The 24,398-nt window shown below is 70.7% G+C and carries 22 protein-coding genes and 1 tRNA gene; 12 read left to right on the top strand and 11 right to left on the bottom strand.

Annotated features, from left to right (window positions below):
• Positions 1–17 precede the first annotated feature (17 nt).
• On the bottom strand, positions 18–1,256 hold the full coding sequence (locus ACTWQO_RS31200; protein ID WP_443240719.1) for a low temperature requirement protein A: 1,239 nt from the start codon (positions 1,254–1,256) through the stop codon (positions 18–20).
• A gap of 137 nt (positions 1,257–1,393) precedes the next feature.
• Between ACTWQO_RS31200 and ACTWQO_RS31195 the strand changes: the two genes are divergently transcribed.
• Positions 1,394–1,576 (top strand): hypothetical protein, encoded by a 183-nt coding sequence (locus ACTWQO_RS31195; RefSeq protein ID WP_443240718.1) that lies wholly within the window; start codon positions 1,394–1,396, stop codon positions 1,574–1,576.
• A 61-nt stretch (positions 1,577–1,637) separates the two neighbouring features.
• Here the strand turns inward: ACTWQO_RS31195 and mscL are convergent, their stop codons facing one another.
• The 6 genes from mscL to ACTWQO_RS31165 all read right to left on the bottom strand — a co-directional run bounded on the left by mscL (position 1,638) and on the right by ACTWQO_RS31165 (position 7,361).
• On the bottom strand, positions 1,638–2,096 hold the full coding sequence (gene mscL / locus ACTWQO_RS31190) for a large conductance mechanosensitive channel protein MscL (RefSeq protein WP_443240717.1): 459 nt from the start codon (positions 2,094–2,096) through the stop codon (positions 1,638–1,640).
• Between the two features lie 138 nt (positions 2,097–2,234).
• Positions 2,235–2,789, bottom strand: coding sequence for a hypothetical protein (locus ACTWQO_RS31185; protein ID WP_443240716.1), 555 nt, complete (start codon positions 2,787–2,789; stop codon positions 2,235–2,237).
• A 171-nt stretch (positions 2,790–2,960) separates the two neighbouring features.
• Positions 2,961–3,794 (bottom strand): S-methyl-5'-thioadenosine phosphorylase, encoded by an 834-nt coding sequence (locus ACTWQO_RS31180; RefSeq protein WP_443240715.1) that lies wholly within the window; start codon positions 3,792–3,794, stop codon positions 2,961–2,963.
• Positions 3,795–3,901: 107 nt separating this feature from the next.
• A complete protein-coding gene (locus ACTWQO_RS31175) occupies positions 3,902–4,228 on the bottom strand; it encodes an FmdB family zinc ribbon protein (RefSeq protein WP_443240714.1) in 327 nt (108 codons plus the stop codon).
• Positions 4,229–4,295: 67 nt separating this feature from the next.
• On the bottom strand, positions 4,296–5,588 hold the full coding sequence (locus tag ACTWQO_RS31170) for an MFS transporter (protein WP_443240713.1): 1,293 nt from the start codon (positions 5,586–5,588) through the stop codon (positions 4,296–4,298).
• 234 nt (positions 5,589–5,822) lie between these two features.
• Complete coding sequence (locus ACTWQO_RS31165) at positions 5,823–7,361, bottom strand: potassium/proton antiporter (RefSeq protein WP_443240712.1); 1,539 nt, start codon at positions 7,359–7,361, stop codon at positions 5,823–5,825.
• Positions 7,362–7,605: 244 nt separating this feature from the next.
• Here ACTWQO_RS31165 and ACTWQO_RS31160 point away from each other — a divergent pair, with 244 nt between their 5' ends.
• Positions 7,606–10,368 carry a penicillin acylase family protein gene (locus ACTWQO_RS31160; RefSeq protein ID WP_443240711.1) on the top strand — a complete coding sequence of 921 codons (2,763 nt, stop codon included), beginning with the start codon at positions 7,606–7,608 and terminating at the stop codon, positions 10,366–10,368.
• A 62-nt stretch (positions 10,369–10,430) separates the two neighbouring features.
• Here the strand turns inward: ACTWQO_RS31160 and ACTWQO_RS31155 are convergent, their stop codons facing one another.
• The gene (locus ACTWQO_RS31155; protein ID WP_443240710.1) at positions 10,431–11,051 is read right to left on the bottom strand and encodes a 5-formyltetrahydrofolate cyclo-ligase; all 621 of its coding nucleotides are present in this window, start codon (positions 11,049–11,051) and stop codon (positions 10,431–10,433) included.
• 93 nt (positions 11,052–11,144) lie between these two features.
• On the opposite strand from ACTWQO_RS31155, the gene galU reads away from it, so the two are divergent.
• The 8 genes from galU (at position 11,145) to ACTWQO_RS31115 (ending at position 18,617) form a co-directional block, all read left to right on the top strand.
• Entirely contained in the window at positions 11,145–12,047 is a 903-nt protein-coding gene (gene galU / locus ACTWQO_RS31150) for a UTP--glucose-1-phosphate uridylyltransferase GalU (RefSeq protein ID WP_443240709.1), read from the top strand.
• A gap of 5 nt (positions 12,048–12,052) precedes the next feature.
• Entirely contained in the window at positions 12,053–13,375 is a 1,323-nt protein-coding gene (gene glp, locus ACTWQO_RS31145; protein WP_443240708.1) for a molybdotransferase-like divisome protein Glp, read from the top strand.
• A gap of 84 nt (positions 13,376–13,459) precedes the next feature.
• Positions 13,460–13,972, top strand: coding sequence for a cyclic pyranopterin monophosphate synthase MoaC (gene moaC / locus ACTWQO_RS31140; RefSeq protein ID WP_362937548.1), 513 nt, complete (start codon positions 13,460–13,462; stop codon positions 13,970–13,972).
• On the top strand, positions 13,969–14,475 hold the full coding sequence (locus tag ACTWQO_RS31135; protein WP_443240707.1) for a MogA/MoaB family molybdenum cofactor biosynthesis protein: 507 nt from the start codon (positions 13,969–13,971) through the stop codon (positions 14,473–14,475). The genes moaC and ACTWQO_RS31135 overlap by 4 nt, the downstream gene beginning before the upstream one ends.
• A gap of 20 nt (positions 14,476–14,495) precedes the next feature.
• Positions 14,496–15,131 (top strand): GNAT family N-acetyltransferase, encoded by a 636-nt coding sequence (locus ACTWQO_RS31130; RefSeq protein WP_443240706.1) that lies wholly within the window; start codon positions 14,496–14,498, stop codon positions 15,129–15,131.
• Between the two features lie 184 nt (positions 15,132–15,315).
• A complete protein-coding gene (gene sepX, locus ACTWQO_RS31125; protein ID WP_443240705.1) occupies positions 15,316–16,599 on the top strand; it encodes a divisome protein SepX/GlpR in 1,284 nt (427 codons plus the stop codon).
• A 122-nt stretch (positions 16,600–16,721) separates the two neighbouring features.
• Positions 16,722–16,795 (top strand) — tRNA-Ala (locus tag ACTWQO_RS31120).
• A 286-nt stretch (positions 16,796–17,081) separates the two neighbouring features.
• Positions 17,082–18,617: a carboxylesterase/lipase family protein gene (locus tag ACTWQO_RS31115; RefSeq protein WP_443240704.1), complete on the top strand. Its 1,536-nt coding sequence runs from the start codon at positions 17,082–17,084 to the stop codon at positions 18,615–18,617.
• On the opposite strand, the gene ACTWQO_RS31110 is transcribed toward ACTWQO_RS31115, so the two are convergent.
• Together ACTWQO_RS31110 and ACTWQO_RS31105 are read right to left on the bottom strand one after the other, a co-directional pair.
• Positions 18,565–21,102: an FtsX-like permease family protein gene (locus ACTWQO_RS31110; RefSeq protein WP_443240703.1), complete on the bottom strand. Its 2,538-nt coding sequence runs from the start codon at positions 21,100–21,102 to the stop codon at positions 18,565–18,567. The genes ACTWQO_RS31115 and ACTWQO_RS31110 overlap by 53 nt on opposite strands.
• Entirely contained in the window at positions 21,096–21,833 is a 738-nt protein-coding gene (locus ACTWQO_RS31105) for an ABC transporter ATP-binding protein (RefSeq protein WP_443240702.1), read from the bottom strand. The genes ACTWQO_RS31110 and ACTWQO_RS31105 overlap by 7 nt, the downstream gene beginning before the upstream one ends.
• A gap of 166 nt (positions 21,834–21,999) precedes the next feature.
• Here ACTWQO_RS31105 and ACTWQO_RS31100 point away from each other — a divergent pair, with 166 nt between their 5' ends.
• Together ACTWQO_RS31100 and ACTWQO_RS31095 are read left to right on the top strand one after the other, a co-directional pair.
• Positions 22,000–23,283: a sensor histidine kinase gene (locus ACTWQO_RS31100; protein ID WP_443240701.1), complete on the top strand. Its 1,284-nt coding sequence runs from the start codon at positions 22,000–22,002 to the stop codon at positions 23,281–23,283.
• Positions 23,244–23,915 (top strand): response regulator, encoded by a 672-nt coding sequence (locus tag ACTWQO_RS31095; RefSeq protein WP_443240700.1) that lies wholly within the window; start codon positions 23,244–23,246, stop codon positions 23,913–23,915. Before ACTWQO_RS31100 ends, ACTWQO_RS31095 begins: the two co-directional genes overlap by 40 nt.
• Here the strand turns inward: ACTWQO_RS31095 and ACTWQO_RS31090 are convergent.
• Positions 23,896–24,387 (bottom strand): GNAT family N-acetyltransferase, encoded by a 492-nt coding sequence (locus ACTWQO_RS31090; protein ID WP_443240699.1) that lies wholly within the window; start codon positions 24,385–24,387, stop codon positions 23,896–23,898. The genes ACTWQO_RS31095 and ACTWQO_RS31090 overlap by 20 nt on opposite strands.
• Positions 24,388–24,398 lie beyond the last annotated feature (11 nt).

Here is a 24,398-nt window from a genome sequence, read left to right as displayed (position 1 = left end):
CCGCCCCTGCGGCCGGTTCACGCCGCCGGGGCCGTCGTGCTCTCCCTGCGTTCCCGCGCGGTCAGGTGCGCCGTCATCGTCTCTCCGGTCGCCACCGTGAGCGCCAGCACGACGCCTGCCGCGAGGACCGCCCAGTCGCCCAGGAAGGTGCAGAGGATCACCAGCAGGGCGGCCGTCGGCAGCACCAGCTGCTGGGCGATGCCCACCTTGAAGTGGCGGGAATGCAGCGCCCAGACGGTCAGCAGATACAGCGCCGTCGGCAGCGTCACCGCGGCCGACGCCGCCAGCGTGGAGATATGCGCCTTGCCGACGGACTGCTCGACCGCCACCTCCAGGCCGGCGCCGATCGCCGCCGCCGACGCGAAGATCAGGTAGTGCCCGTACCCCCACAGGAACGCCTGTCCGTTGCTCCGCAGATGGCCGTGGATCGGCACCACGAAGTAGATCCACCAGGCGGCGAAGATGATCAGCAGCCCGCCCGCGGCGATCGGCAGCAGCTCGCCCAGCGCGTCGTTCTCGTCGATGCCGGTCTTCACCCCGATCGTGGCCGCCGCGATCGTCTCGCCCAGCACGATGATGGTGAACAGCCCGTACCGCTCGGAGATGTGGTGTGGATGCCAGGACGTGGTGAAGTCCTTCTCCGCGTACGGCGGCACGCACATCTCCAGGATCGCCATGACCAGGAAGCCCCAGGGCAGGGCGTCGTCGGGCACGGCCAGCAGCACCAGCCAGCCGATCTGGCAGAACAGCACACCACCGGCGTACCGCCGGGCCATCGTTCTCTCCGGGCCGTCGGCCGACTGCGCGGCCCGCAGCCACTGTGTCACCAGGGCCAGCCGCATGATCACGTAGCCCAGGGTGACGACCAGGAAGTCGTGGTCCTCGAAGGCCCGGGAGACCCCGGCCGCCAGGACCAGGACTCCCGCGATCTGGATCAGGGTGACGACCCGGTAGAGCACGTCGTCGTTGTCGTACGCCGAGGCGAACCAGGTGAAGTTCATCCACGCCCACCAGATGGCGAAGAAGGACATCGCGTAGTAGAGGATCCCCTCGCCCGCATGCCCCTCGGCGACGGCATGCACCAGCTGGAGGCCCGCCTGCGCGATGGCGACGACGAAGCACAGGTCGAAGAAGAGCTCCAGCGGCGTGGCGACCCGGTGCGCCTCGTCGCGACCGCGGGCGGTGAGGCTGCGCAGCGGTCGGCGGCGTTCTGGCTGGCCGGGGGAGGTGGGCGCCGGAGTCGGGCTGGACGTCATGAGTCCAAGCACAGCAGATAACCCGCCAAAATTCCTGTGAAGGCCTCACAAGGACCGGGGGACCCGGAGAGCCTGCGAAAGGCCAGGTCAGGCGAGACATGGGTGGGAGCGGTCGCCCGCGGCCGTACCCTGAAGGCATGAGCACCGGCCCCGACCCCGAGCAGCCCGCCCCCAAGCCCGCGTTGATCTTCGACGACCCGCTGGACCAGCAGTCCTCGGACGACACGGACAGCGGCTGGGGCGAGCGGCCCGGCGCCGACGGCAGCAGCGCGGCCGACCTCAAGCGCTTCCTGGACGAGAAGCCGCCGCACCACCTCTGAGTCCGGCAGGTCCAGCAGGCCCTCGGGGTCCAGCAGGCTCCCGCCCGCCTGACCTCCGCGGTTACTGCTCGTTGTGCCCCGAGCCGCGCTGTGCGACCAGGGCGTCGCGGATCTCCTTGAGCACCTCCAGCTCGGTCACCTCCATGACCTCGTGCGCGCCCTCCTTCGCCTTCCGGCGGGCCTCCAGGCGGGCCAGGTACTTCGCCATCGGCAGCACCATCAGGAAGTAGACGACCGCCGCGGTGATCACAAAGCTCAGGGTCGCGCCGAGGACCGAGCCCCACAGCAGCCGGATGCCCTGATCGCCCTGGCAGTTGTCGCTCAGACAGGAGCTGTAGTTGTCGAGGTTCTTCGTGCCGATCGCTCCGACCAGCGGGTTGATGATCCCCTTCACCACCGCGTTGACGATGTTGGTGAAGGCGGCGCCGATGACCACCGCAACCGCCAGGTCGACCACGTTCCCGCGCATCAGGAAGGCCTTGAAGCCCTCCCAGATGCTCGGATCCTTCTTCTCGCTCACCGCGGAGCCTCTCCTCGCGCACACAGGCTGTGGAACAAAACGCTCCGCAACCTACGTCAGCCCGGGGCCGCCATGTCCCACTGGGTAGCTTGAACGAGCGACTTGACACCAGCGTGCGCAGAAGGCGAACCGCCCGGCTCAGCACAGTGTCACCGCCAGCCGCGCCGTCGCACTGGCACCGGCGAGACCCGCCGCCGTGGCGCGCGGCACCGACAGGACGACCAACGCCCCGCTCTCACCGGCGGAGTCCACAGGCTCGGGCACCTTCGTCACCCGCGCCCCGCGAGCGACCACATGCGCGTCACCGCCCGTCGCGGTCTCCTCGGCGGCGATGACGTCGACCCGGTCGCCGGGCCGCAGCAGCCGGACCGTCTCTCCGTCAGCGATCCGCACCGGCGCGGACACCCGCTCGACCGCGCGGTGTTGGCGTACCGGCTCGGCCACCGGGTGCCCCCGCGCCCGGTCGGACTCCCGCGGGCCCGCCGCGACGAGCGCCGCCGCGGTGACGGCGAGCCCGGCTGCCACGGCCCGCCTCCGGTGCCGTACGAGACGGTGCAGTTGACAGCGACTACCGCGCACCCGCACGGGAGCGAAGTGCGGCACCTCGCAGGTGGCGGGAGCGTCGGTGCCGAGCGGACGAGGCGAAATCGGAGAGGGAGAGGGCGAGGAAGAGGGAGGAGACGCGAAGGACATGCGGACCACCACCTGTGCATGACGAGGAATCGGCTTTCCACGTCACGATGAGGCTTCGCGCCGCCGCTCGCTGAGGCCCGTGCGCTACTGGCGGGTTGTGGACAACTCCCTCACCCGAACGGGAAGTTCCGCCCTGCCACCCGCGTCATCTTGAGCACGCTGCCCCCGCCGCTACGGCAGCTCGAACCCCGGATCCATCCCGCCCAGCGCCGTCGTGCACAGGCAGTCCCGCTCCTCGGTGGCGGGCAGCGCGGCGACGGCGTCGAACAGCACGCCCCGCAGCCGGTCCACATTCGCCGCGAACACCCGCAGAACCTCGTCGTGGGAGACGCCCTCGCCGGTCTCGGCGCCCGCGTCGAGGTCGGTGACCAGGGTCAACGACGAGTAGCAGAGCTCGAGTTCACGGGCCAGCGCCGCCTCGGGGTGCCCGGTCATGCCCACCACGGACCAGCCCTGCGCCCGGTGCCACAACGATTCGGCACGGGTCGAGAAGCGCGGCCCCTCGATCACCACCAGCGTGCCGCCGTCCACCGCCTCCCAGTCACGCCCCCGCGCCGCCTTCAGCGCCGCCGCCCGCCCCGTGGGGCAGTAGGGGTCGGCCAGGGACACATGCACCACGTTCGGCAGGGTGCCGTCGGGCAGCGGAAGCCCGTCGAAGTACGACCCCGCCCGGGACTTCGTACGGTCGACCAGCTGATCCGGCACGAGCAGCGTGCCGGGTCCGTACTCGGGACGCAGGCCGCCCACCGCGCACGGGCCGAGAACCTGACGTACGCCGACCGACCGCAGTGCCCACAGGTTGGCTCGGTAGTTGATGCGGTGCGGCGGCAGATGGTGGCCGCGTCCATGCCGGGGCAGGAAGGCGACCCGCCGCCCGGCGATCTCGCCGAGGAAGAGCGAGTCACTGGGCGCACCGTAAGGGGTGTCCACCTGGATCTCGGTCACGTCGTCGAGGAACGAATAGAAGCCGGAGCCCCCGATTACACCGATCTCTGCGTTCGCCATGACCAGCACACTAGCTGGCCCCGGCCGGGCGCAGAGAGGGGCTCCGGAAATGCCGGGAACCCCGCCGTCCTACGACGACAGGGTCCGGTGTGCGGGGCTTGCGCGTCCTACGCGGCGGAGCTGCTGCTGGACGAGGTGCCGGAGCTCGACGAGGTGCCGGTGCTCGACGACTTCGTGTCCGAGGACGACGACGTGGTCGAGGAGTCCGAGGAGGACGCCGACGCCTTCGGCGACGCCGGGGAGCTGCTCGACGAGGAGCCGCGGCTGTCGTTGCGGTAGAAGCCGGAGCCCTTGAAGACGATGCCGACCGCGGAGAACACCTTCTTGAGGCGGCCCTGGCAACTGGGGCACTCGGTCAGGGCGTCGTCGGTGAACTTCTGCACCGCCTCGAGGCCCTCGCCGCACTCGGTGCACTGGTACTGGTAGGTGGGCACTGTCTTCCTCCTGGCACTCTCACTCGATGAGTGCTAACGACGGTCCATAGTGACGTATTCCTCGGGATCAGTCCACTGCGACCGGTGTGCGGTGACCGACGCCACGTGCGACGGTGCGGCTGCGGGGCCGCGTCGCCAGCCTCGAGCGCAGTGCCAGAAGCGTCGCCAGGGCGAGCATGGTGCCGCCCATCGGCACGAGGAATCCGGCACCGTCCCGGAAGCGGTCCTCGAGTTGCCCGGCGATCGTGACGGCCGCCGCCTGCCCGAGGGCCACCGCGCCGGTCAGCCAGGTGAAGGCCTCGGTGCGGGCGCCGGCCGGGACCAGGCCCTCGACCAGCGTGTAGCCGGTGATCAGTGCGGGCGCGATGCACATGCCCACGAGCAGGCCGAGGCCCGCGAGGACCGGTACGGAGTGCGCGGCCCACAGGCCGGAGGCCGTCAGGGCAAGTGCGCCGTACGCCACCACGAGGCGGCGCTGCGGGGCGACCTTCCAGGCGATCGCGCCGCAGACGAGGCCGGAGAGCATGTTGCCCGCGGCGAAGACGCCGTACAGGACGCCGTTCAGGCCGGGTTCGCCGATCGACTCGCTGAACGCCGCCAGCGAGACCTGCATCCCGCCGAAGACGGCGCCGATGCCGAGGAAGGTCACGATCAGGACGCGCACTCCGGGGATGCGCAGCGCGGAAACGTGCTCCACGCGCGCGTGCCCGCTCACCGTGACGCGGGGCTGTGTGCTCTTCTGCGCCGCGAACAGCAGACCGCCGATGAGGGTCAGTGCCGCCTCGGTCACCAGGCCCGCGGTCGGGTCGACGGCGGTGCACAGGGCGGTCGCCAGCAGCGGGCCGACGACGAAGGTCAGCTCGTCGGTGACGGACTCGAAGGCCGCCGCGGTCGTCATCAGGGGCGAGTCCTGGAGCTTCACGCCCCAGCGGGCCCGCACCATGGGCCCGATCTGCGGCACGGAGGCACCCGTGGGCAGGGCCGCCGCGAACAGCGCCCACAGGGGGGCGTCCGTGAGCGCGAGGGCCGTCAGGGTCAGGCCCGACAGCGTGTGCACCAGCACGCCGGGGAGCAGCACGGCGCGCTGTCCGTAGCGGTCCGCGAGGCGCCCGCTGTAGGGCGCGAACACGGCCATGGAGACACCGGTGGCCGCCGCCACGGCGCCGGCGGCGCCGTACGAGCCGGTGGTGTGCTGCACCAGCAGCACGATGGAGAGGGTGAGCATCGCGAACGGCTGGCGTGCCGCGAAGCCGGGGAGCAGGAACGTCCAGGCGCCGCGGGTGCGCAGCAGTTGCCCGTAGCCCGGGCGGGAGGAAGCCGGCGAGTTCTTCGACGGCTCGGTGGTGACCGTGGATGCCACGGTCCGTGCCTTTCTGCCGCCTGGTAGCGCGCCCCCGCAGGTGGGGGGCGGCGCCGAGAGCTGTCCTCTTGCGCGGAACTGCGGTAGATACCGGAGCCCACTGAGGAGGGCGTCACGGCCGCCATACGGTCGCGCCAGCTCTGCGTCAGACAGAGTTGGTTCGATCAAAGTGCGCCTTCATCGTACAGGGATCAGTGACTGGCGCACCTGTGAAAGTGAGCACCATGGTGGCGTTCACCTGTGATTGTTGTCGCCGTTGGTCCCCAGCCACCCGGCCAGCTTGCCGCCGTGCCCGACCGCCCGCAGCCGCCGCTCCGCCGCGTCCCGGACGGGGTCGGTGGCGACCACGAGCAGTTCGTCCCCGCGTCGCAGCACGGTCGTCGGCAGCGGAACGAACGATTTCCCGTCGCGTACGACAAGCGTGACGGCGGCCCCGGCCGGCAGCCGCAGTTCGTTGATCTCCACGCCGTGCATCTTCGATCCCTCGGGGATCGACAGGGACAGCAGATGCCCGCGCAGCCGCTCCAGCGGCGCCGACTCGATGCCGAGGTCGGCGGCCTCGGCCTCCTCGCCCAGATGCAGCTTGCCGGCCAGCCACGGCAGTGTCGGCCCCTGGATCAGGGTGTAGACGACGACCAGGACGAAGACGATGTTGAAGATGCGGCGGCTGGCTTCGACGCCCTCCACCATGGGGATCGTCGCCAGAATGATGGGCACGGCGCCGCGCAGCCCGGCCCAGGACATCAGCGTCTGCTCCGTCCATGGCACCCGGAACGGCACCAGGCACAGCACCACGCTCAGCGGACGCGCCACCATGGTCAGCACCAGCCCGATGACCAGCGCGGGCACGATGTCGTCGCCCAGCTCGTGCGGGGTCACCAGCAGGCCGAGCAGGACGAACATGCCGATCTGCGCGATCCAGCCGAGCCCGTCGGCGAAACCGCGTGTGGCGGGCCAGTGCGGCAGTTTCGCGTTGCCCATGACCATCGCGGCGAGGTACACGCCGATGAAGCCGCTGCCGTGGGCCATGGCGCCGGCCGCGTACGCCGTGACGGCGATGGCGATGACGGCGATCGGGTAGAGGCCGGAGGCGGGCAGCGCCACGTGTCTGAGCCCCCAGGAGCCCAGCCAGCCCACCGCGAGACCGATGGCGGCGCCGATGGCCAGCTCCAGGAGTATCTCGCCGACCAGCACATACCAGTGCTCGATCGGTCCCGCCGTGGAGAAGGCGAGCACCAGGATGACCACGGGAGCGTCGTTGAAGCCGGACTCGGCCTCCAGCGTGCCCGTCACGCGCGCGGGGAGGGGGATTTTCCGCAGCACCGAGAAGACGGCCGCGGCGTCCGTCGACGACACCACCGCGCCGATGATCAGTGCCTGACGCCACTCAAGACCGATGAGATAGTGCGCGGCCGTCGCCGTGATCCCGACGCTGACCGCGACCCCGGCGAGCGCCAGCACGGTGGCGGCCGGCAGGGCGGGCTTGATCTCTTTCCACTTCGTGCCGAGACCGCCCTCGGCGAGGATCACGACCAGCGCCGCATAGCCGATCACCTGCGTCAGCTCGGCATCGTTGAAGTGGATGTCACCGATGCCGTCCTGGCCCATGAGGACGCCGATGCCCAGGTAGACGAGCAGGCCGGGGAGCCCGCTGCGCGAGGAGATCCGGACCGCTGCGACGGCGACGAGCAGGACGAGCGAGCAGACGAGCAGAAGTTCGTTGAGATCGTGGACTGTCAGCGGCCGTTCCCTTTCCTGGCTCACACGCGGCACGCGCGCGTGGGCGTGGGCTCATGTACATCTGACACGAAGGCATGGTGCTTCGCGCCCAAGTACTTCGTTACCTTACCTAACTCTTGACGATTTCTTGACGTTCCGAGAGTGAGATCGAACGCTCGTCCGTCCCGGTTCCCCAGTCCGCGTCAAGGGGCGCCGGGCCCTGCGCCTATGGTTGCTCCAGCGCTCATTCAAAAGGACAGCCGGCCCTGCCGCTCGCGTAAGGACAGCAAGGACAGCGATGCCCCCCAATACCACCGCCTCATCGGGTCAGCAGCCCGGCAAGTCTCGGAGGAAGAAGGGGCGCAAAGCCCGTCTGATCGTCCTCGTCCTCGTGCTGGCCCTCGTCGGAGGCGTTGCCTACGGGGGGTACTGGTCCATCAGCACCGTCCGTGCCTCCTTCCCGCAGACCAAGGGTTCCATCTCGCTCGATGGCCTGTCGGCACCCGTCGACGTCAAGCGTGACGGCAACGGCATCCCGCAGATCTACGCCTCCTCGGACGAGGACCTGTTCATGGCGCAGGGCTATGTCCAGGCGCAGGACCGGTTCTACGAGATGGACGTGCGCCGGCACATGACCTCCGGGCGCCTGTCGGAGATGTTCGGCAAGGACCAGGTCGACAACGACGAGTTCCTGCGCACCCTGGGCTGGGACCGCGTGGCGAAGGAGGAGTACGACACCAAGCTGTCGCCCGCCACGAAGAAGTACCTCCAGGCGTACGCCAAGGGAGTCAACGCCTACCTGGAGGGCAAGGAAGGCAAGGAAATCTCCCTTGAGTACGCGGCCCTCGGGTTCAGCAACGACTACAAGCCCGAGGCGTGGACCCCGGTCGACTCGGTCGCCTGGCTGAAGGCGATGGCCTGGGACCTGCGCGGCAACATGCAGGACGAGATCGACCGCGCCCTGATGACCAGCCGCCTGGGACCCAAGCAGATCGACGACCTGTACCCGGACTACCCGTACGGCCGGAACAAGGCGATCGTCCAGGACGGCCAGTACGACGACCTCACGGAGACCTTCGAGCAGAGCGACAGCGCGAGCGGCACGTCAGGGACGTCCATGGGCGGCACGACGGGCCAGTCCTCCTCGGACACGGCCTCCTCGGCCCTCCAGACCCAGCTGACGGGCCTCTACGACGTCCTCGACGACCTCCCCACGGCCGTCGGCGTGAACGGCAACGGCATCGGCTCCAACGCCTGGGTCGTCTCCGGCAAGCACACCATCACCGGCAAGCCGCTGCTGGCCAACGACCCGCACCTGTCGGCCTCGCTGCCGTCCGTCTGGTACCAGATGGGCCTGCACTGCCGCACCGTCTCCAGCAAGTGCCAGTACGACGTCAGCGGCTACACCTTCGCGGGCATGCCCGGCGTCGTCATCGGCCACAACCAGAGCATCTCCTGGGGCATGACCAACTCCGGCGTCGACGTCACCGACCTCTACCTGGAGAAGCTCACCGGCGACGGCTACCTGTACGACGGCAAGGTCAAGCCGTTCACCTCGCGCGAAGAGACCATCAGGGTCGCCGACGGCACCTCCAAGAAGATCGTCGTCCGTGAGACCAACAACGGGCCCCTGCTGTCCGACCGCGACGACGAGCTGGTGAAGGTCGGCAAGAAGGCCACCGTCGACGCCGCGGCCCCCGACCGCGGGGACGGCTACGGCATCTCACTGCGCTGGACCGCCCTGGACGCGGGCACCACCATGGACGCCGTCTTCGCCATGGACAAGGCGGCCGACTGGAACGACTTCCGCGAGGCGGCCGCGCTGTTCGAGGTGCCCTCGCAGAACCTGGTCTACGCCGACACCCAGGGCAACATCGGCTACACGCTGCCCGGAAAGATCCCCACGCGCGCGGAGGGCGACAGCGGCTCGATCCCGGCGCCGGGCTGGGACTCCAAGTACCAGTGGACCGGCTACATCGACCAGGACGAACTGCCCTTTGAGTTCAACCCGCAGCGCGGCTACATCGTCACCGCCAACCAGGCCGTCATCGATCAGGACAAGTACCCCTACAGGCTGACCACGGACTGGGGTTACGGCGCCCGCAGCCAGCGGATCACCGACCTGATCCAGTCGAAGATCGACGACGGCGGCAAGATCTCCACCGACGACATGCGCCAGATGCAGCTCGACAACAGCAGCGAGATCGCCAAGCTGCTCGTGCCCCAGCTGCTGAAGATCAACATCGCCGACAAGGACGTCCGTGAGGCCCAGAAGCTCCTCGAGGGCTGGGACTACACCCAGGACGCCGACTCGGCGGCGGCCGCCTACTTCAACTCGGTCTGGCGCAACATCCTCAAGCTTGCCTTCGGCAACAAGCTGCCCAAGGAACTGCGGGTCGAGGGCCAGTGCCTGTGGGTCGAACCGGTCAACACCACCGGCCCCGCTGACGAGACCGAGAAGGTGCGCGAGTGCGGCCAGCGCGAAGCCGACCAGGCACAGCCGGACGGCGGTGACCGCTGGTTCGAGGTCGTTCGGGGCCTCATGGACGACCCGAACAGCGACTGGTGGAAGACGCCCAGCTCGGGCACCCGCCCGGCCGCCAACAACCGCGACAAGCTGTTCGAGCGCGCCATGATCGACGCCCGCTGGGAGCTGACCGCCAAGCTCGGCAAGGACATCGACACCTGGAACTGGGGCCGGCTGCACCGCCTGTTCCTCAAGAACCAGACCCTGGGCACCGAGGGCCCCGGCTTCCTGCAGTACGCCCTCAACCGCGGCCCCTGGAGGCTCAGCGGCGGCGAGGCGACGGTCAACGCGACCGGCTGGAACGCCGCCGGCGGTTACGGCGTCATCTGGGTGCCGTCGATGCGCATGGTGGTCAACCTCGGCGACCTCGACAAGTCGAAGTGGATCAACCTCACCGGCGCGTCAGGGCATGCCTACAGCTCGCACTACACCGACCAGACGAACAAATGGGCCAAGGGCGAACTGCTGGACTGGTCCTTCTCGGACAAGGCGGTCGAGGAGAACACCAGTGACACGCTGGTGCTGAAGCCCTGAGACACTGAAATGCCCCTCCACGCGCGCGTGGAGGGGCATTTCCCGTTCATGGGCGAACCCGTTCATGGCCGACTGAAGCGACGCACGCCCGACGGCGTCACCACCGCGTGCACCGGCCGGTCGTGAGGCTCCGCGGGAACCCGCTCGACGACCTCCGACTCGTACAGGAGCACCACCAGCGCCGGATGCGTGCCCGCGCGCTCCAGGCGGGCGAGTACCCGGTCGTACGATCCCCCGCCGCGCCCCAGCCGCATGCCGCGCGCGTCAACGGCCAGGCCCGGCAGCAGGACGACGTCGGCGCCGGTCACCGCATCCGGGCCCAGGCGTTCCCCGGTGGGCTCGAAGAGGGCCATTCTGCCGCCGTGTTGGACGCGCGCGAGGCAGTCCGCTCCGGAATACACGCCCCAGTCCAGGTCGTTGTCCGGCAGGAGCGCCGGGAGCAGCACACGTACGCCTCGCGCGCGCAGCGCGTCCAGCAGCGCGAGCGTTCCGGGTTCGCTCCCGACGGAGACGTATGCCGCGACCGTGCGGGCCTGTGCCAGCTCGGGCAGCTCGAGCGCGCGCTCGCCCAACGCCTCGGCGGTTTCCCGCAGGTCATCCGCAGTCAACCTGCTTCTCACCGAGATGAACCCTCGCCGCAACGTTCGCTTGTCAGGCTCAGCCGGACGTCCGATGTGACTCAAAGGTCGTACCCGTACCCTTCCAATACGCTCATATGAGAGCCAATTAACCGGAGCCACAGTTTCCCTACAAAGGCACCGGATAAGGTTGCGGGCATGACTCAGTCGCACCCAAGGATCAGCAAGGCTGTCATTCCCGCAGCGGGCCTCGGCACCCGGTTCCTGCCGGCCACCAAAGCCACTCCCAAGGAGATGCTGCCGGTCGTCGACAAGCCGGCGATCCAGTACGTGGTCGAGGAGGCCGCCTCCGCGGGTCTCGACGACGTCCTCATGATCACGGGCCGCAACAAGCGCCCCCTCGAGGACCACTTCGACCGCAACTACGAGCTGGAATCGGCCCTTCAGAAGAAGGGCGACGCCGGCCGGCTCGCCAAGGTGCAGGAGTCCAGCGACCTCGCCACCATGCACTACGTGCGCCAGGGCGACCCCAAGGGCCTCGGCCACGCCGTGCTCTGCGCGGCCCCGCACGTGGGCCATGAGCCCTTCGCCGTCCTCCTCGGCGACGACCTGATCGACCCGCGCGACCCGCTGCTCAAGCGGATGGTCGAGGTGCAGGAGCAGCGCGGCGGCAGCGTCATCGCGCTCATGGAGGTCGCGCCCGAGCAGATCCACCTCTACGGCTGCGCGGCCGTGGAGACCACCGAGGACAGCGACGTCGTCAAGGTGTCGGACCTGGTCGAGAAGCCGGCCGCGGCCGACGCCCCGTCCAACTACGCCATCATCGGCCGTTATGTCCTCGACCCGCACGTCTTCGACATACTGCGCAAGACCGAGCCGGGCCGCGGCGGCGAGATCCAGCTCACCGACGCCCTCCAGCAGCTCGCGGCCGACGAGAAGGTCGGCGGCCCGGTGCACGGCGTGGTCTTCAAGGGCCGCCGCTATGACACCGGCGACCGGGGCGACTATCTGCGTGCCATTGTCAGACTCGCGTGCGAACGTGAAGACCTGGGCCCGGACTTCCGGACCTGGCTTCGCAGTTACGTAGCCGAGGAGATGTAGCAACGTTGAGCAGCGCCGCGCCCCGCACCGCCGGTCCGGACCACCTCTGGTCGGTGGACGAGCACTTGGCGGACATCCTCGCCACCGTCCGCCCCCTCGAACCCATCGAGCTGCAACTCCTCGACGCCCAGGGCTGCGTCCTGGTCGAGGACGTCACGGTGCCGGTGTCCCTGCCGCCGTTCGACAACAGCTCCATGGACGGGTACGCGGTGCGGGTCGCGGATGTCGCGGGCGCGAGCGAGGAGTTCCCGGCGGTCCTGGAGGTCGTCGGGGACGTCGCGGCGGGCCAGGCCGAGCTGCTCCAGGTGGGGCCCGGCCAGGCCGCCCGCATCATGACCGGCGCCCCGCTGCCGCCCGGCGCCGAGACCGTCGTCCCAGTGGAGTGGACCGACGGAGGCCTCGGCGAGGGCCCGGTGACGGGGATGCGCGCACGCAGCCTGGCACCCGCGGGAGCCGAAGGGCATGTGGAGGTGTACCGGCCGGCCGGGGCACGCGCGCATGTACGCGCGATGGGCAGCGATGTGAAGGCCGGCGACCGCGCCCTGGAAGCCGGCACCGTCCTCGGCCCGCCGCAGATCGCGCTGCTCGCCGCCATCGGGCGCGGCTCGGTACGCGTGCGCCCGCGCCCGCGCGTGGTCGTCCTGTCCACCGGCAGCGAACTCGTCCAGCCCGACGAGGAGCTCGGCAGCGGCCAGATCTACGACTCCAACAGCTTCGCCCTCACCGCCTGCGCCCGCGACGCCGGCGCCATCGCCTACCGGGTGGGCGCCGTCGCCGACGAGGCCGAGACGCTCCGGTCCACCATCGAGGACCAGCTCGTCCGCGCCGACCTCATGGTCACCACGGGCGGAGTGAGCGTCGGCGCGTACGACGTCGTCAAGGAGGCGCTGTCGCACGTCGGGGACGAGGACGAGGCGGGCAGCGGAATCGACTTCCGCAAGCTCGCCATGCAGCCCGGCAAGCCCCAGGGCTTCGGCTCCATCGGCCCCGACCACACACCGCTGCTGGCGCTCCCCGGCAATCCGGTGTCGTCGTACGTCTCCTTCGAGCTGTTCGTCCGCCCCGCGATCCGCACCCTCATGGGCCTCGACGACGTCCACCGGCCCACCACCCGGGCCACGCTCACCGCGGACGAGGCGCTGACCTCGCCGAAGGGGCGCAGACAGTTCCTGCGCGGGACGTACGCCGACGGCGAGGTGACCCCCGTCGGCGGCGCCGGATCCCACCTGATCGCGGCCCTCGCGCAGGCGGACGCGCTGATCGTGGTCCCCGAGGACGTGGAGTCCGTCGAGCCCGGTACCGAGGTCGAGGTGGTCCTGCTCCGCTGAGCGCCCCAGGTTGGGGGTACCGTGTCGCGCACAACTGGCCCGGCGCCGTACCGCGACGGGCCCGGACCGGGAGCGCCACACGCCATGACTGTGCCTTCCCGGGGGGAGACCCCCGGACCCTCTGTGCAGGACCGACTGACGCACATTGACGACGCGGGCGCCGCGCGCATGGTCGACGTGTCCGGGAAGGACGTGACCGCGCGCACCGCCCGTGCCAGCGGCCGCGTCCTCGTCTCACCCCGCGTGGTCGAGCTCCTGCGCGGCGAGGGGGTTCCCAAGGGAGACGCCCTGGCCACCGCGCGGATCGCGGGCATCATGGGGGCCAAGCGCACGCCGGACCTGATCCCGCTGTGCCACCCGTTGTCGGTGTCGGGTGTGAAACTGGATCTGTCGGTCGCGGACGACGCCGTGGAGATCCTGGCCACCGTGAAGACGACGGACCGCACGGGCGTCGAGATGGAGGCGCTCACCGCGGTCTCCGTCGCCGCGCTCACCGTGATCGACATGGTCAAGGCGGTCGACAAGGGAGCGGTCATCACGGACGTACGGGTGGAGGAGAAGACGGGCGGCAAGTCCGGCGACTGGAGCCGGGCATGACGTATCGCGCTCTTGTGGTCACCGCCTCCAACAGAGCGGCCGCCGGGGTCTACGAGGACAAGGGCGGCCCGTTGATCGCCGAGGGCCTCAAGGGCTTCGGCTTCGCGGTCGACGGCCCGCAGGTCGTCCCCGACGGCGACCCCGTGGAGGCCGCCCTGCGCGCGGGCGTCGAGGCCGGTTATGACGCCATCGTCACCACCGGCGGCACCGGCATCTCGCCCACCGACCGCACGCCCGAGGCGACCCGCAGGGTGATCGACCACGAGGTGCCGGGCATCGCGGAGGCCGTCCGCGCGTTCGGACGGGAGAAGGTGCCGACGGCGGCGCTCTCCCGCGGTCTGGCCGGGGTGGCGGGGCGGACGCTGATCGTGAATCTGCCCGGATCCACCGGCGGGGTGAGGGACGGACTGGCCGTCCTCCAGCCGCTGTTGGTGCACGCCGTAGACCAGATCCGCGGCGGGGACCACCCCAGACCCGGCGCCGGTAGTGGGGGTGCGAGCTGAACAGCCCATCCTGGCCGGCCGTGCTGGTGGACGGCGATGTCGTCCTCCGGCCGATAAAGCTGCGCGACCAGCGCGCCTGGCGTGAGGTCAACCGGCGCAACCGCGACTGGCTGCGGCCCTGGGAGGCGACGATTCCGCCGCCCACGCCGAGCGGGCCGATCGCGCACCGGCCGACCTACCGCCAGATGGTGCGCCATCTGCGGTCCGAGGCGAACGCGGGCCGGATGCTGCCGTTCGTGATCGAGTACCAGGGGCGGCTGGTGGGGCAGTTGACGGTCGCCGGGATCACCTGGGGTTCGATGTGCTCGGGGCACATCGGCTACTGGGTGGACGAGGCGGTGGCAGGCCGCGGGGTGATGCCGACGGCCGTGGCACTTGTCGTGGACCACTGTTTCCGCACCGTTGGTCTGCACCGCATCGAGGTCTGCATTCGCCCCGAGAACGGGCCCAGCCGGCGGGTCGTGGAGAAACTCGGATTCCGCGAGGAGGGGCTGCGTCCGCGTTATCTGCACATCGACGGAGCCTGGCGCGACCACCTCGTCTTCGCGCTCACCGCGGAAGAGGTACCCGAAGGGCTGCTGAGCCGCTGGCGCCGGTCGCGCTCGCAGAAAGCGCCGCGAACGAACCCGCAGAACACCCAGGGGAATCCCGCCTAGCCCGGAAATTGAATAAGTGTTCGAAATTGCTGGCCCGATGACCGGCTCAAGCCAATAAAATCGCACCTTCGGCGGCCAGCTGATCGCATCGGTCACAAAAAAAGTTCGAAATATCAGCCAGATCGTGCGACACACCGGCTCAATTGGCAGATGGCCTCACGCAAACCCCTCTACCGTGTGAGGCGTGAGCAGCAGCGGCCTCATCTACGCAGTCATTGTCGGGGCCTGGGCCGCCTACTTGGTGCCGATGTGGCTCCGTAGGCAGGACGAGCTGAACGAGGCCCGTCCGACGGAACGCTTCAGCACCGCCATCCGGCTGCTGTCCGGACGGGCGGCGATGGAGCGCCGATACGCCAAGGACCTGCGGGCGCGCTCCGCCGACGAGGGGGAGCCCAGCGCCGACGACCCGGGCGCGGTCACCGATTCGGTGGACGTCCGGGCCTTCGCCATGCCCCCGAGCCGCCCGCAGGCGCGCGCGGCGGTTCAGCCGCCGGCCCAAGGGCGCTCGGAACCGGCGCGCGAGCAGGTGCCCGTGCCGGAGCCCAAATCCACGCACGCATCCACGCCCGAAGCCAAGCCGGCGCCCGAACCCGCCGCCGCGCCGCCGCGCAAGCGGGTGCCGGCCGCCCGGCGCACCCCCGAGGCGGAGGCGGCCGAAGCACGGGCTCGGCGCTCGAAGGTCCTCGCGCGCCGCCGGCGCACCACGGTGGTCCTCTTCCTCGCCTTCACTCTCGGCGCGATCGTCGCCGCGGTCGGCGGGCTCGCGTTCCTCTGGGCGCCCGGCGTGCCCGCCGTGATGCTCAGCGCGTACATCGTGTACCTCCGCGCCCAGGAACGCCGTCGCTTCGCCTACCAGATGGACCGGCGCCGAGCCGAGGCCGCGGCGCAGCGACTGCGCGAGCGCAGCCGCCAGCCGCGTCGGCGTACCTCCGCCGAAGCCGGCGCGGGCACGGGAACCGACGAGCACGACGACGGGCCCAAGCCGGAGCAGGACACCGGCCTCTCGGCCCTCGCCGCGGACCGCCGCGCCCTCGTCGAGCAGACCGACCACGCCGAGTGGGTCGACCAGCAGCGCGAGCGGCAACGGCGGCCGGGCCAGGGCGACAGCTGGGACCCGGTACCGGTGCCGCTGCCCACCTATGTGACAGCGCCGGTCGCCCCGCGGGCCACCGCCGGCGTGGACCTCGGCGCACCGGACGCATGGAGCTCCGCACGCTCCAGCTCGGTCGCCCGGGACGGCGAGGCGGGAGCCGGGACGCGGGAGCGTGGCAACAGCGCCGACTCCGCCGCCGTACGCGAGGCCGCCGACCACGACGAGATGGACGCCCGCGCGGACGACAAGGACGAAGAAGGCGGCCGCAGCGACGCCCGCCGCGCCGCTTCCGCCCGCCGGGCACGGGAGCGGGGGCGCACGCCGCTGTTCGACCAGTACGAGGACGGGGACCGGCCGCGCGCGGCGAACGAGTAGGCCACGCGCCGCCGCCCGGAGCCAGCACCTCCTACCCGCCCCACCAGCCCTGTCCCCTCGACCGGCGAAGGAACGGATTTCCAAGCATCCGGATCGGGGTGCTAAGGTTTCACTCGTTGCAAGGGCCTGTGGCGCAGTCCGGTAGCGCACCTCGTTCGCATCGAGGGGGTCTGGGGTTCAAATCCCCACAGGTCCACCGCAGCTCAAAGCCCCTACTGGTGATCACCGGTAGGGGCTTTGTCATGCCGATGGATGCCCTCGTCTCCCGATGTTTGAGGCACCTGAAGGTACAGGTCCGTTGAGCGGACTGGCGGCGTTGCACACCTGTTGCTCGAAACGGAGCATGTGGATTTCCCGCTCGATCCTGCCTCTCGGGAGGTTCAGTGCGCTCCATGGTCCGACGAGAACTCGCGGCTCTTGTGAGTCTGCTCGCCCTGCTGACCGTTGTATCGGCCGTACCTTCGTCCGCGGCCCCTCGCTCCTTGACGATCTCCACCGACAAAGGGTCGGTCGCGGGAGCCACGGCGGACGGGGTCGATCGGTTCCTCGGCATTCCGTACGCCGCGCCACCGGTCGGCACCAGACGCTGGCAGCCTCCCGCACCGGCTTCCGCCTGGTCGAGCCCGCGGTCGGCCACCGCGTACGGCTCGCGCTGCCCGCATGCGTCCACCAGCACCGGCCCGGGCATGAGCGAGGACTGTCTGTATCTCAACGTCCACACCCCCGAACGGCGAACGAGCCGCCCGCTGCCGGTTATGTTCTGGATCCACGGCGGGGGCTTCTCCAGCGGTGCCGGTGACCTCTACGACGGCTCGCGGATCGCGAAGGCCAACAACATAGTGGTCGTCACGATCAACTACCGGCTGGGCGTCTTCGGTTTCCTCGGCGTGCCCGGGCTGAGCAGGCAGGGTGCGGGCAACTACGGCCTGCTCGACCAGGAGGCGGCTCTTCGCTGGACGCAGCGCAACATAGGTGCCTTCGGAGGGGACGCGGGCCGCGTGACCATCGCGGGCGAGTCGGCCGGCGGCCACTCCGTCTGCGCTCTGCTGGCCTCGCCTCCGGCGCGCGATCTGTTCGTCGGTGCCATCATCCAGAGCGGCGGGTGCCCGAGCCTCACGGTCGCACAGGCCACCGCCAAGGGCGAGGCCTACGCCGCGGCCGTCGGCTGTTCCCTTCCGGCGACCAGGGCGTCCTGTCTACGGGCCAAGTCGGCGAACGAACTGCGGGCCGCCGACAGGGGCTTCGTCGGCGGCATCCTGACCGGTCCCCTTCCCGTGTCCGGGGTTCCCGAACTGCCCCTCGCGCCGAGCGCTGCCGTCCGATCCGGCCGGATCCACAATGTCCCCCTCCTCATCGGCAGCACCCGCGACGAGGTGCGCCAATGGGCCCTGCCGTTCGCGAACGCGACGAAGGGTCAGTACGAGCGGGCGGTCAGGCTGGAGTTCGGCGCACAGGCCGACGCCGTACTCGCGCGCTACCCCTACAGCGCCTACGACAGCCCGTACACGGCGACGTACGCCATCGGCACGTTGTGGGGCGACAGCAGCGTCTTCTACGGACTGGGCGGCTGCCAGTACCAGAACCTCACGGCTCAGTTCGCCACTCGGCAACCGAAGACGTACTTCTACGAGTTCGACGACCCGCACCCACCCACCCCGGCGAAGACTCCGCCCGGCTTCGACTCCGGCGCCCCACATGCCAGCGAGCTCGGGTACCTGTTGCCCATGGAGACCTCGAAGTCGCTGGCTGAGGAGCAACAGCAGCTGTCCAGGGCGATGGTGCGCTACTGGGGCGCGTTCGTGAAGCACGCGAACCCCACCACCGGAGGACTGGCAGCCTGGCCGTCGTACCGCAGCGGCACGTACATGTCTCTGTTGCCCGGTGATGACAGCCAGGCCTTGAAGTCCGAGGTGTACGCGGATCGACACCAGTGTTCGTTCTGGAACAGCGTCAGCTACGACTGGCTCACCACCAACCCGGACCGCCTCGCCGCACAGGCAGGCGTTCCCACGTCCTGACAGGCATTGTGCGGGGGCGCAGCGCCACCGCGGTCGGGAGTACCGCGGACACCACAGCCAGCACCGCGCACGCGCCCGTTGCCGCGCCGAGTTCCGCCCAGGGGAGTCGGATCGGCGACCACACGGACTGCAGGGCGAGGGCGCTCCACATGCCGAGCAGGTTGAGGCCGGTCACCAGGAGGCCGAGGAGCGCGCCGATCACCACGACCGTCAGGGCCTCGGCGGCGACCAGGCGCAGCACCTGGGTGCGGGTGGCGCCGGCGTGGCGTAGGGCCGTCAGCTCTCGTGCGCGGTCGGAGGCCGCCATGAGCTGGGTGTTGGCGAGGGAGATGCCGGTGTAGAGGAGGGCGATGCCGAGGACGAGCAGGATGCCGAGGCGGGTGGTTCTGTCGGTGTCGGCGAGGCCGGTCGTGGGGAAGGCCGTCCGGAGCCACTCGTCGGAGGGGACGACGTCAGCGTGCGCCGCGTGCCCTCGGCCGCCCACCGCCTGCCGCAACGCCCCCGCCGCATCCGCCCTGTCCGCCCCGTCCCGCACCTTCACATCCACCCGTTCCACTACCGCCCCCGGCGCGTTCGCCACCGTGACGTACACCCCGTTGTCCCCGGTCCCCACCGGCATCACCCCGGCGATCCGCAGGGACCGTCGGGTGCCGTCGCCGAGCCAGACCGTCACTCGCTGACCGACGCTGTGCCGGGACCACTCCTCGTTGACGATGATCGAGTCGTCGTCGAGGTCGGTGAGGCGGCCGTCGGTGAGCGGCAGGCGTGCGGTGGCGGCGAGTTGGTGTGGATCGACGGCGTGGGCCTGGGACTTGATGAGGGCGACGCCGTCCTCGAGGACGTACACCGCGCTCGACGCGACTGGGGACACCTCGGCCCCGGGCACCTCCCGCAGCCGCCCCACGGTCGCCGCATCCAAGGGCGCCCTCGTGGACGTCACCACGAAGTCCGCGGCGATCCGCTCCCGTGCCTCGGTCGCCCGTGCCTCGTTCAAGGTCGCCGTGGCGCCCAGCAGGGAGCCCGTGAGAGCGACCGTGACCAGCACCGGGGCGGCCACGGCGGCCGTGCGTCCGACGCCGGCCGCGGCGTTCTCCCGGACCAGCAGGCCGATCGCGCCGGGCAACCGGACGATCAGCCGGGTCAGCGGACCCACCAGGACCGGGGAGAGCAGGGCGATCGCGGTGATCAGGAGCATCGGGCGGCTGATGTACGTCTTGCGGTGCAACAGGTCGTCCGGCTCGGTCAGCAGCGCCAGGACCAGGGTCACGGCGGCGGTGAGCAGCAGGGCTGTCCCGCAGAGCAGTCGGCCCCATGGCCGCGTCCCGCCCGGCCGGTTCGCCCCGCTGTCCACCGACGCCTCCCGCAGCGCCTGCGTCGGACCGGTCCGCCCGGCCCGCCAGGACGCGGCGACCGACCCGCACAGGGCGGCCAACAGGCCCGTCCAGAACGCCAGATGGTACGGCCAGGTGTGGTCGCCGATCGTGAACCAGGCCGGGGCGAGGCCGCCTTCGACGACCAGGTCGGCGAGGTGCGGGGCGCCGTACGCCCCCGCTACGCAGCCTGCCGTCGACGCGAGCGCGCCGACTGTCAGCGCCTCCGCGACGACCATGCGACGCAGCCGGCCCGGCGTGGCCCCCACCATGCGCAGCAGCCCGAACTCGCGGCGCCGTTGGGTGACCGCGAAGGCGAACGTGGACGCCACGACGAACACCGACACGAACGCGGTGACGCCGCCCGCCGTGCCGAACAGGGCGTTCAGCGCGGTGAGCGCCTCGGCGTCACGGTCGGGATCGGTGTCCGCCAGCCGCCGTTCGTCCCCGGTGAGGACACGCACGCCGGGAGTCACCAGCCGTCGTACCTCCGACGCCTTCGCGTCCACGACGAGTCGCATGACCGGCGGCGACAGCGCGGCGGCCCGGGCATCCGGGTAGAAGAGCGCGTCCTCGAAGCCGCGTGCCCGCACCTGCCCGACCACCCGCACCTGCCCGACCACCCGCACCGTCCCGACCACCCGCACCGTCCCGTGGTCCGTGCGCAGCTTCTGCCCTACGGCGGTCCAGTCGCCCGTCGCCACCACCTCGTCCGCGGCTCGGGGCGCACGGCCCGCGCTGAGTTCGTACGGGGCGAACGCGGCCGTCGACCATGGGTGACCCACCAGATCGCCGGGCGCGCGCTCCGCTCGTACGGCGAAGGCGCGGTCCTCGGTGACCTTGCCGAGGGTGCGCAGCGCGGCGACCGTCCGCGCGGGGACCGGGCGTGGCTGGGCCAGCTTCTGGGTGCGGTCGCCGACGCGCAGGGTGTCCTGGCCCTGCACCACGACCGGGGCCGCGGCGAACCGTTCCGGCGGTTGCCCGGGCGCGTCCACGGAGGAGGCCAGGGTCAGCCCCATGACCGTCATCAGCGCGACGCCGAGCGAGAGTGCGACGAAGCTGCCGGCGAAGGTGGTCCAGCGGGTGCGCAGCGCGTTCAGGGTGGTGGTCAGCACGGCAGGGCCTCCAGCTCCGTCATGTGCGCGGCGATCTTCCCCTTCGACGCCCCGCTCAGTTCCCCGTGCACACGACCGTCCACCAGGAAGACCACCCGGTCCGCATACGACGCCGCCACCGGATCGTGGGTCACCATCACCACCGTGCGGCCCTCGGCGTCGACCAGGCCGCGCAGCAGATCCAGCACCTCCCGCCCGGTCCGCGTGTCCAGCGCGCCCGTCGGCTCGTCGCCGAAGAGGACCTCGGGGCGGGTGATCAGGGCACGGGCGATGGCGACGCGCTGCTGCTGCCCGCCGGACAGCTCCGAGGGCCGATGCCGGGCCCGGTCACCGAGGCCGACCCGGTGCAGCGCCTCGCGTACCGCGGCCTTGGCCACGCGCCGTCCGGCCAGGCGCAGGGGCAGGGCGATGTTCTGCTCGGCGGTGAGGGACGGCAGCAGGTTGAACGACTGGAACACGAAGCCGATCCGCTGCCGGCGCAGCAAGGTCAGTCTGCGCTCGCTCAGCCGGGTCAGCTCCGTGTCGCCGATCCTGACCGAGCCGGACGTGGGCCGGTCGAGCCCGGCCGCGCACTGCAACAGTGTCGACTTGCCCGACCCCGACGGGCCCATGACGGCGGTGAAGGTGCCCGGCGGGAACGCCAGCGAGACCCGGTCCAGCGCCGTCACCCCGCCGTCGCCGCCGCCGTACTGCCTGCTGATGTCCCGCACTTCGATCGCGTTGGGTCTCATCTCTCCCCGCAGTCATGGTCGTTCGGCTTTGTGGCGTCCACGAAACCGCCCGACCGCCGTCCGAAGCAGTGCGGCAGGACCGAGACTTGGGGTAGGGCCAGGCATACCCCCGACTCTCCGCGCAGCCCGATCGCGGGGGACGCTCCGGCCTCCTACGGTGATCCCCATGCGAAACATCTGGCGGGCGCTGGGCAGTCGCGGGTACCTGCTGTCCCCGTGGCCCTGGCGGGCCGTTGCCTATCTGGCGAGCGGGGCGGTGTGCGGGGCGGTCGTCCTGGTGGTGATCGTCAGTGGGGTGGTGGTCGGGGCCGCGCTGTCCGTCGTGGTCGTCGGGCTGCCGCTGTTGCTGCTCACCGCGCTGGCCGGGATACCCGTGGCGGGCGTGGAGCGGTGGCGGCTGCGGATCGCCGGGCAGCAGGTGGCCGCCGGGCAGCATCGGGAGCCTGCCGTGCCGGGGCTGCGGGCGTGGCTGTCGACGCGGCTGAAGGAGGCGGCGACCTGGCGGGAGCTGGCGTACGCCGTGCTGTTCGGGCTGGTGCTGTGGCCGCTGGACGCGCTGGCCGTCGTACTCCTGGCGGGCCTTCCACTGTCCATGGCCTGCGCACCCCTGGTCGTCGCCGTCGACGGCGAGGCGAAGGTGGTCAAGCTGTGGACCATCGACACCTGGCCCGGCGCCTTCGGGGTCGCCGTGCTCGGGCTGGCGCTCCTCGCGCCCGGCGCGTACGCCCTCGGGTGCGCCGCCGGAGCGCGCGCCGAGCTGGCGCGTGCGCTGCTCACCACGAAGGCCGAGGACAGCGAACGCGTCACCGAACTGGTCCGCTCCCGTGTGCGGTTGGTGGACGCCTTCGAGGCGGAGCGCCGCCGTATCGAACGCGATCTGCACGACGGAGCCCAACAGCGCCTCGTCGCCCTCACCATGACCCTCGGCCTCGCCCGCCTCGACGCGCCGCCGGGCCCGCTCGCCGACCAGTTGGCCAAGGCCCACGCGGACGCCGACGGAGCCCTGGCCGAACTGCGGGAACTGATCCACGGCATCCACCCGAAGGTCCTCGCCGACTACGGCCTCGAAGCCGCCCTCACCGACGCGGCCGACCGCAGCCCGGTGCCGGTGGACCTGGACCTCGACCTGCCCGGCCGGTTGCCCCGACCCGTCGAGACAGCCGCGTACTTCGTCGCCCGCGAGGCCCTCGCCAACGTCGCCAAGCACAGCGGGGCGGAGACGGCGGGGATACACGGGCGGTACGACGGCGGACGCCTGGTGCTCCGTATCGAGGACGACGGATGCGGCGGAGCCGATATGTCGCAGGGCACCGGACTCACCGGCCTCGCCGACCGGGTGTCGGTCCTCGATGGCAGACTCACCCTGTCCAGCCCGCCGGGTGGACCGACCCTGCTGCGCATGGAGATTCCTTGCCGTCCGAGCCGCCCCGCACCAGAACCCTCCGCATAGTCCTCGCCGAGGACAGTGTGCTGCTGCGCGAAGGGCTGATCGGGCTGCTCACCCGCTTCGGGCACGAGGTGGTCGCCGCCGTCGGCGACGCGGACGCCCTGCGGGCGGCGGTCGCCGAACACGAACCCGACGTCGTCGTCACGGACGTACGGATGCCGCCCGGCTTCCAGGACGAGGGGCTGCACGCGGCCGTCCAACTGCGCGAGGAGCGGCCCGGGTTGCCGGTGCTGGTGCTCAGCCAGTACGTGCAGCGGGCGTATGCGGCCGAACTGCTCGACTCCGGCGACGGATCGGGCGTCGGCTATCTGCTCAAGGACCGGGTGGGCCAGGTCGAGGAGTTCGTGAACGCGCTCGCAGAAGTGGCGTCCGGCGGCACGGTCGTCGACCCGGAAGTCGTACGACAACTGCTGCGCCGGCGCCGGGATCCGCTCGCCCGTCTCACCCCGCGCGAGCGGGAGGTGCTGGCGCTGATCGCCGAGGGGCGCTCGAACGGCGCGATCGCCAAGGCGCTGGTGGTGTCCGAGGCCGCCGTCGGCAAGCACATCGGCTCCATCCTCACCAAGCTGGACCTGCCGCCGGCCGACGACGTCCACCGGCGGGTCCTCGCGGTCCTTACCTATCTGCGGAGTTGAGCTGCTTCGCAAAGCAGCGGCTGGACTCGTAGAAGCGGTAGTAACCGAACTTCTCGCACGGCTCATAACCGCTGGACGTGTACAGGCCTATCGCCTCCGGCTGCTGGAGCCCGGTCTCCAGGACCATGCGGACACGGCCCGCCGCGCGCGCGTCGTCCTCGAGGGCGGCGAGCATGCGCCGTGCCAGCCCTCGCCCACGCATATCCGCGATGACATACATCCGCTTGAGCTCGGCGTCCCCGTCCTGGTTGCCCTCGGCGTTCTCGTCCTGGCTGCGCCAGCCGCCGGTGGCCACGGGGCGGTCCTGGTCGTCGTACGCGATGAGGTACACGCCGTTCGGCGGCTCGAAGTCGGACGGGGCGAGGGAGGTGGCGTCGCCGCCGTCGCCGTAGCGCTCGTGGTACTCGGCCTGGACCTCGTCGTCGAGCTTGACGGCGTCGGGGTGGTCGAAAGGGACGCGACGTATATGCATGCTATCAATCG

This window comes from Streptomyces sp. 4N124, from assembly GCF_052245395.1.
GTDB lineage: Bacteria > Actinomycetota > Actinomycetes > Streptomycetales > Streptomycetaceae > Streptomyces.
The sequence above is the reverse complement of the archived record's forward strand: the minus strand, read 5'-3'. Positions and strand labels throughout refer to the sequence as shown.